Origin of the sequence: Roseateles sp., assembly GCF_044373315.1 — a bacterium.
Classification (GTDB): Bacteria; Pseudomonadota; Gammaproteobacteria; order Burkholderiales; family Burkholderiaceae_C; genus JACDQM01.
Window position 1 is genome coordinate 49,910 of sequence record NZ_JBILQK010000016.1, and the last position, 6,396, is coordinate 56,305.

Genomic DNA, 6,396 nt, shown 5'->3' on the forward strand with positions numbered 1-6,396 from the left:
TTGCAGCACTTCGGTGCTGCAAGTCTTCATGTGCACAAGGCCCGGAATTTCCGGGCCTTTTTTTGTCTGGGTTCGACAGGCCTGCCAGCTGCAGGCTGCATGGCCTCAGCCAGGCTCAGGCAATATCCAGCGATTGCAGGGCGCGGGTCAGTTGTGGCACATCAATAGGCTTGAGCCAGTACTCCTTGAAGCCGGCCTGTAGCGCCGCCTGCACCTGCTCGGGCAGGGCGTCGGCGGACAGCGCAACGCAGGCCAATTCGCTGTGGCGCGGATCGCGCCGCAGCTGCGCCAGCAAGTCCAGGCCGCTCATGTCCGGCAGGTTCATGTCGACCAGCAGCAAATCGGGCTGCAGCTCAGTGAGCATGTGCAAGGCTTGGCTGCCGTCTTCAGCGCACTCAAGCTGCCAGCCTGGCATTCGGCGGAACACCTCTTCCATCAACACGATGTTGATGCGGTCGTCTTCGACGTAAAGCACAAGGCGTGAAGTGGTGAGATCTGACATGGCAGCGGACAGGCAGGCACGGAAAGCGCAGCAGCAGCACGGCTCAGCGCGCCGCGCACGATAGCAGCGAATCACCGGCGCTGTGTTGTTCCGGCTGTGCATGTGCCCGATTTCCGCTGCAGCTCGCCATGAACGCAGCGAAGTGTCCAAAAGCGTGACATATGCAAGCTTTGGACAACCCCTCATCAAGGGGGCGGCAGCCTAGGGTTGCCCCCAGCAGTCCGTAAACTGTAGGTACTCGCCAGGTCTATGGATCTGGAGCGGAACCCAAAGCAAAACCATGTCCATCCTCGCCTCCATCGCACTGGCCGCCTCAACCGCGACCTTGCCCCAATGCAGTTGGGACAAGCCCGGCGTCAATCCTTTCATGGGTGATGTGGTGGCTGCGGTTGACCGCTATCAGGACATTCCGGCGCCGGTGCGTGCCAAGCTCAAGGCCCGCATGCAGGCGCGCCAGTACGACGAGATCGCGCTGATCACCCGTGACGGCATCGAAGGCAAGGCTCAGTACGGCGCCGAGATCCGCGACATGCACTTCGGCGCCGGCAGCGTCTGCCGCACCGTGACCCGCAGCAAGTGGACTGCGAAGATGCAGGAGCGCGGTCTGGTCTATTGCGAAGACGGCCACTGCATTCTGGTGCCGACTGTGTGCCGCAACGTCAGCCGCATCCAGCGCATCGCCGCGGCAAAGCCCACGATCGTGGCAGTCGCTCCGCCGGCTGCTGATCCTCAGACTGAACTGGAACTCGAGCCGCCGGGCGCCGGTGTGCCCGGAGGCAGCACCCCATCTCCGGCCGGGCCGAGTTTTGCGCAACTGTCCAGCCCCTTGCCGACGACGACGGTGACGGCTGCACCTCCCGGCCCAGGATTCATTCCAGGCGCGCCGCCTCTGGTGCCGACCTTGCCGCCCGGCATCCCCACCGTCACACCTCCCGTGCCCGAGCCCGAGACTTGGGCGCTGCTGCTGTCCGGCTTGGCTGTGGTGGCCTGGGTCGCCAAGCGCCGCCGCCCTACCTGACCAGCAAGGGTTTCAGATAGCGGCCCGTGTGGCTGCTTGCGCAGTCAGCCAGCTGTTCGGGTGTGCCGGCCAGCAGCAGCTGCCCGCCGCCTGAGCCCCCTTCCGGACCCATGTCCACCAGCCAGTCGGCGGTCTTGATGACGTCCAGGTTGTGCTCGATCACGACGATGGTGTTGCCCGCGTCACGCAGCTGGTGCAGCACCTTGAGCAGCAGCGCGATGTCGGCGAAGTGCAGGCCGGTGGTTGGCTCGTCCAGGATGTAGAGCGTGCGGCCGGTGTCGCGCTTTGACAGTTCCAGCGCCAGCTTGACGCGTTGCGCCTCGCCGCCTGAGAGCGTGGTGGCGCTCTGGCCTAGCTTCACATAGCCCAGGCCCACGTCCAGCAGCGTTTGCAGCTTGCGCGAGATGCTGGGCACGGCGCTGAAGAATTCCGCCGCATCTTCGATCGTCATCCCCAGCACCTGGGTGATGTTCTTGCCCTTGTAGAGCACCTCCAGCGTCTCGCGGTTGTAGCGCTTGCCATGGCAGACATCGCAGGGCACGTAGACATCGGGCAGGAAGTGCATCTCCACTTTGATGACGCCGTCGCCCTGGCAGGCCTCGCAGCGGCCGCCGGCCACGTTGAAGCTGAAGCGGCCGGGGCCGTAGCCGCGCTCGCGCGCGGTGGGCATCTCGGCGAACAACTCGCGGATTGGCGTGAACAGGCCGGTGTAGGTGGCCGGATTGGAGCGCGGCGTGCGGCCGATCGGCGACTGGTCGACGTTGATGACCTTGTCGAAGGCGTCCAACCCCTCCATCTCGTCATGCGGCGCCGGGTCCTGGTGGCTCTGGTAGAGCTTCTTGGCCACCGCCGCATACAGCGTGTCGTTCACCAGCGTGCTCTTGCCCGAGCCGGAAACGCCGGTGACGCAGGTCAGCAGGCCCACCGGGATTTCGACGCTCACGCCCTTGAGGTTGTTGCCGCGCGCGTTGACGATCTTCAGCGTGCGCGGCTCCTTCATGTCGGCCAGGCTGTGGCGCTTGGTCGGCACCTCGATCTTGGCGCTGCCGGACAGATAGCGGCCGGTCAGCGAGGCCGGGTTGGCCGCCACCTCGGCCGGTGTGCCCTGGGCCATGATGCGGCCGCCATGCACGCCGGCGCCGGGACCCAGGTCCAGGACATAGTCGGCGGCGCGGATTGCGTCCTCGTCGTGCTCGACCACCAGCACCGAGTTGCCCAGATCGCGCAGATGGCGCAGCGTGGCGATCAGGCGGTCGTTGTCGCGCTGGTGCAGGCCAATGCTGGGCTCATCCAGCACATACATCACGCCAGTCAGGCCTGAGCCGATCTGCGAGGCCAGGCGGATGCGCTGTGCCTCGCCGCCTGACAGCGTGTCGGCGCTTCGGTCCAGGCTGAGGTAGTTGAGGCCCACGTCGTTGAGGAAGCGCAGGCGCGAGGCGATCTCGCGGATCACCTTGTCGCCGATCTCGGCCTTGGCGCCCTTGAGCTTAAGACCTTCGAAATAGTGCAGGCAGTCGGCCAGCGTCGAATGCTCCACCTCATAGATGGGCCGGCCCTTGAAGCCGGGCGCGGCGTCGGCAGGCTGCAGCACGACATGGCGTGCTTCCCGGCGCAGGCGCGAGCCCTCGCAGTGCGGGCAGGGCTTGGCGGCCATATAGCGCGCCAGATCCTCGCGCACCGCGCTGGAATCGGTTTCCTTGAAGCGCCGGGTCAGGTTGGGCAGGATGCCTTCAAAGGGATGCGAGCGCTTGACCGAGCGCTTCTTGCCATTGGCACCTTCAGCTTCGTAGGTGAAGCTGATCTCGTCCAGGCCTGAGCCTTGCAGCAGAACGCTGCGCGCCTGCTCGGGCAGTTCTTCGAACGGCAGCTCGATGTCGAAGCCATAGTGCTTGGCCACGCTCTCCAGCATCGAGAAGGTGTAGGCATTGCGCCGGTCCCAGCCCTTGACGGCACCGCTGGCCAGGCTGAGCGTTGGGAAGGCCACCACACGGTCCGGGTCGAACACCGTCAGCTGGCCCAAGCCCTCGCAGCTCGGGCAGGCGCCCACGGGCGAGTTGAAGGAGAACAGGCGCGGTTCCAGTTCCGGCAGCGAGTAGCTGCAGATCGGGCAGGCGAATTTGCTGGAGAACAGCGTCTCGGCGCCGGTGTCCATGTTCAGCACCAGTGCGCGACCCTCGGCCAGGCGCAGCGCGGCCTCGAAGCTTTCGGCCAGGCGTTGGCGCAGCTGGTCGGCGGAATCGGCACGCACCTTGACCCGGTCCACGACCACGTCGATATCGTGCTTCTCGGCCTTCTTCAGGGCTGGCACGTCGGGTGCCTCGACTGTCTGGCCGTCGACACGAAAGCGCACATAGCCCTGGGCTTGCATGTCCTCGAACAGCTCGACGAACTCGCCCTTGCGGTCGCGCGCCACCGGCGCCAGCAACATCAGCTTCGATTCATCGGGCATGGCCAGCACTGCGTCGACCATCTGGCTGACGCTTTGCGCCTCCAGCGGCAGGTGGTGGTCAGGGCAGAAGGGCGTGCCGGCGCGCGCATAGAGCAGGCGCAGGTAGTCGTGGATCTCGGTCACCGTGCCGACGGTCGAGCGCGGGTTGTGGCTGGTCGCCTTCTGCTCGATCGAGATCGCTGGCGACAGCCCTTCGATCACATCAACGTCGGGCTTGTCCATCAGCTGCAGGAACTGCCGCGCGTAGGCCGACAGGCTTTCCACGTAGCGGCGCTGGCCCTCGGCATAGAGCGTGTCGAAGGCCAAGCTGGACTTGCCCGAGCCGGACAGGCCGGTGATCACCACCAGCTGGTTGCGCGGCAGGTCCACATCGATGTTCTTCAGATTGTGGGTACGAGCGCCGCGCACGCGGATCATCGGTGCCTCTTGGAACGGCACGCGAATCGTCGGCGCTGAGGTGGCGCTCGGGGTATCTGGCAGCGGTGAGGACATGGGCCGGGGCGAGCGTGAAAAACCGTCCATGATAGAGCCGAGGCCGGCGTCGAGCTCGCTGCCACGGGCGTCATGGTGCGATCCGCACCGCTCGGACGCGGCCGTGCCGGTTAAATTGGGGGAGTGCCGGGGGACGGGTGTAGCAGGCCACTCCGCTTTGCGCCATACTCGCGCCCGCACCGCCCCAGCCATCCGAAAGCGATGAAGAAGCGCCATCTCGCCCTGCTCGGCCTGACCTTGTTGCTGACCCTTTGGCTGGGTTCGGCCGACTGGGGCATGACGCCTGAGCCGCAGACATCGGCTTCTGTGCGCAGCGTGTGGTCCTCGCTGCTGACCCAGGTGCTGGGGCCGGCTGACTGAAGCCCTCCAGACGCCGCGCGGCTGGACGTTCGTCCGGCGCATTTGCACTTCGACGCAGCCAGCCTGCAACTCGTCTCAGGCGCCTGGCAAGGCCCGCAGGCGCTGCCGATACTGACTCCATCGACACCCAATCAGGGGTTCGAGTCCACCGACAAGGAGTCCATCATGAAGCTGAAGATCCAAGCCCTCATCGCCGTCGTCCTGACCACCGCCGGCATCGCCCACGCCCAGCCCGCACAGCGCATCGAAAAGCTGCCGATGGTCGTCATCACCGGCAAGTCGGTGCACGCTGAAACCCGCGTGGTTCGGCTGCCGCGCGTCATCGTCGAGGGCCGCAGCCTGAACAACCAGCGCCTGGCGGCTGCCCAGTCCGCTCCGGGCATCTGAGGTCGGCTGATGTTCCAGTCCGTTGACCGCATCGTGCCCGAGAGCCGAGTCAAGGGCGCAGCGAGCCTGCGCCCCTGACTCGGCTCTGCGCCGCCTGCACTTCGTCCTAGCCATGCGCCAGCCGGCGCCCGGGATTCGCAGTTCGTCGCCCACCGCTGGCAGGCGTCTGCGGACCTCTGCACAGTAGAGCCGCACTGACAGCCTGGCCATCTTCGGAGCCTGCCATGAGAAACCGCAATCACAGCAGCAGTACCTTCCTGACTGCCCTCGTCGCCGTGGCCGGCGCTGCCGTCATCGGCCTCTGGCTGGCGGAGCAGACCACACCGGTGCAGACGCTGACACGTGCCGCAGGTCCGACGGTGCCAGCGCCGGTGGCCGCTCCGAATGCCCTTGCGCCGACCGCGGTGCATGCGCAGCTGCCGGCCGGCAAGCGCGTACGAGCCGGGCGCGCCTGAGTCGCATCGTTTCAAACCGTTGAGCAGAGCCCGGCTGGTCCGGGCTCTGTGCATTTCAGCGGCTGTCCAGCATTGGCAAGCTAACGTCAATGGTGAACACCAGCAGCTGTGGCATCGGCTTGGGGTTCAGTTGATCGTCCGTGGCGACCCTTGATCCGCATCAGCCTGCAACTCGTCGCTTGTGGCTGGAATTGCAGGGGCCGGGCGCCGAAACTGCAATCACTGAGACAGGCCATCAAGCCAGCCAAGCCATCAAGGAGTTCACCATGAGCCGCACCGCCACCAAGACTTTTGTCGCCACCGTCGTCCTCGCACTCGTCGCTGCTGTCACGCTGGCGCTGACGCATCAGGTGGACGGAAGCAGCGCCAGCCACCTTGCGGTGGTGAAGCTCGAGCGCGTGGTGGTGGTCGGCAAGCGTGCTGTGCCGTCGTCCGAAGAGACGCAGCAGATCGTGCGCCTGCCGCAAGTCGTGATCGAGGGACGCAGCGTCGGCGCCGAGCAGCGCCTGGCTGCCGCCAAGGCGTCCTGCACCAGCACGCTGTGCTGAGACTTGCTGCGCCGACAGGCGCGCTCGTGTCTGCGCTCAATATGCAAGAAGGCCCGGCATTGCCGGGCCTTTGTCTTGGCGTACAGCGCTGATGGCGCTTACTTCATCGCGTAGTGCAGGCTCAGGTAGACATAGCGGCCGCGCGGGTCGGTGTAGCTGGGGTCGTAGCCCGACAGGAAGTAGTA

General features: G+C 65.8%; 7 protein-coding genes. 5 read left to right on the top strand and 2 right to left on the bottom strand.

Annotated features, from left to right (window positions below; translation table 11 throughout):
• Positions 1 to 115: 115 nt before the first annotated feature.
• On the bottom strand, positions 116 to 502 hold the full coding sequence (locus ACIQ67_RS06265) for a response regulator (RefSeq protein WP_397533500.1): 387 nt from the start codon (positions 500 to 502) through the stop codon (positions 116 to 118).
• Positions 503 to 782: 280 nt separating this feature from the next.
• Between ACIQ67_RS06265 and ACIQ67_RS06270 the strand changes: the two genes are divergently transcribed.
• Positions 783 to 1,520: an MHFG family PEP-CTERM protein gene (locus ACIQ67_RS06270; RefSeq protein ID WP_397533501.1), complete on the top strand. Its 738-nt coding sequence runs from the start codon at positions 783 to 785 to the stop codon at positions 1,518 to 1,520.
• On the opposite strand, the gene uvrA is transcribed toward ACIQ67_RS06270, so the two are convergent.
• Entirely contained in the window at positions 1,513 to 4,386 is a 2,874-nt protein-coding gene (gene uvrA, locus ACIQ67_RS06275; protein WP_397533507.1) for an excinuclease ABC subunit UvrA, read from the bottom strand. The genes ACIQ67_RS06270 and uvrA overlap by 8 nt on opposite strands.
• A gap of 276 nt (positions 4,387 to 4,662) precedes the next feature.
• On the opposite strand from uvrA, the gene ACIQ67_RS06280 reads away from it, so the two are divergent.
• The 4 genes from ACIQ67_RS06280 to ACIQ67_RS06295 all read left to right on the top strand — a co-directional run bounded on the left by ACIQ67_RS06280 (position 4,663) and on the right by ACIQ67_RS06295 (position 6,211).
• Complete coding sequence (locus tag ACIQ67_RS06280; protein WP_397533502.1) at positions 4,663 to 4,821, top strand: hypothetical protein; 159 nt, start codon at positions 4,663 to 4,665, stop codon at positions 4,819 to 4,821.
• 165 nt (positions 4,822 to 4,986) lie between these two features.
• On the top strand, positions 4,987 to 5,208 hold the full coding sequence (locus ACIQ67_RS06285; protein WP_397533503.1) for a hypothetical protein: 222 nt from the start codon (positions 4,987 to 4,989) through the stop codon (positions 5,206 to 5,208).
• A 224-nt stretch (positions 5,209 to 5,432) separates the two neighbouring features.
• Positions 5,433 to 5,663 carry a hypothetical protein gene (locus tag ACIQ67_RS06290; RefSeq protein WP_397533504.1) on the top strand — a complete coding sequence of 77 codons (231 nt, stop codon included), beginning with the start codon at positions 5,433 to 5,435 and terminating at the stop codon, positions 5,661 to 5,663.
• Positions 5,664 to 5,929: 266 nt separating this feature from the next.
• Positions 5,930 to 6,211: a hypothetical protein gene (locus tag ACIQ67_RS06295; protein WP_397533505.1), complete on the top strand. Its 282-nt coding sequence runs from the start codon at positions 5,930 to 5,932 to the stop codon at positions 6,209 to 6,211.
• The last annotated feature ends 185 nt before the right edge of the window (positions 6,212 to 6,396 follow it).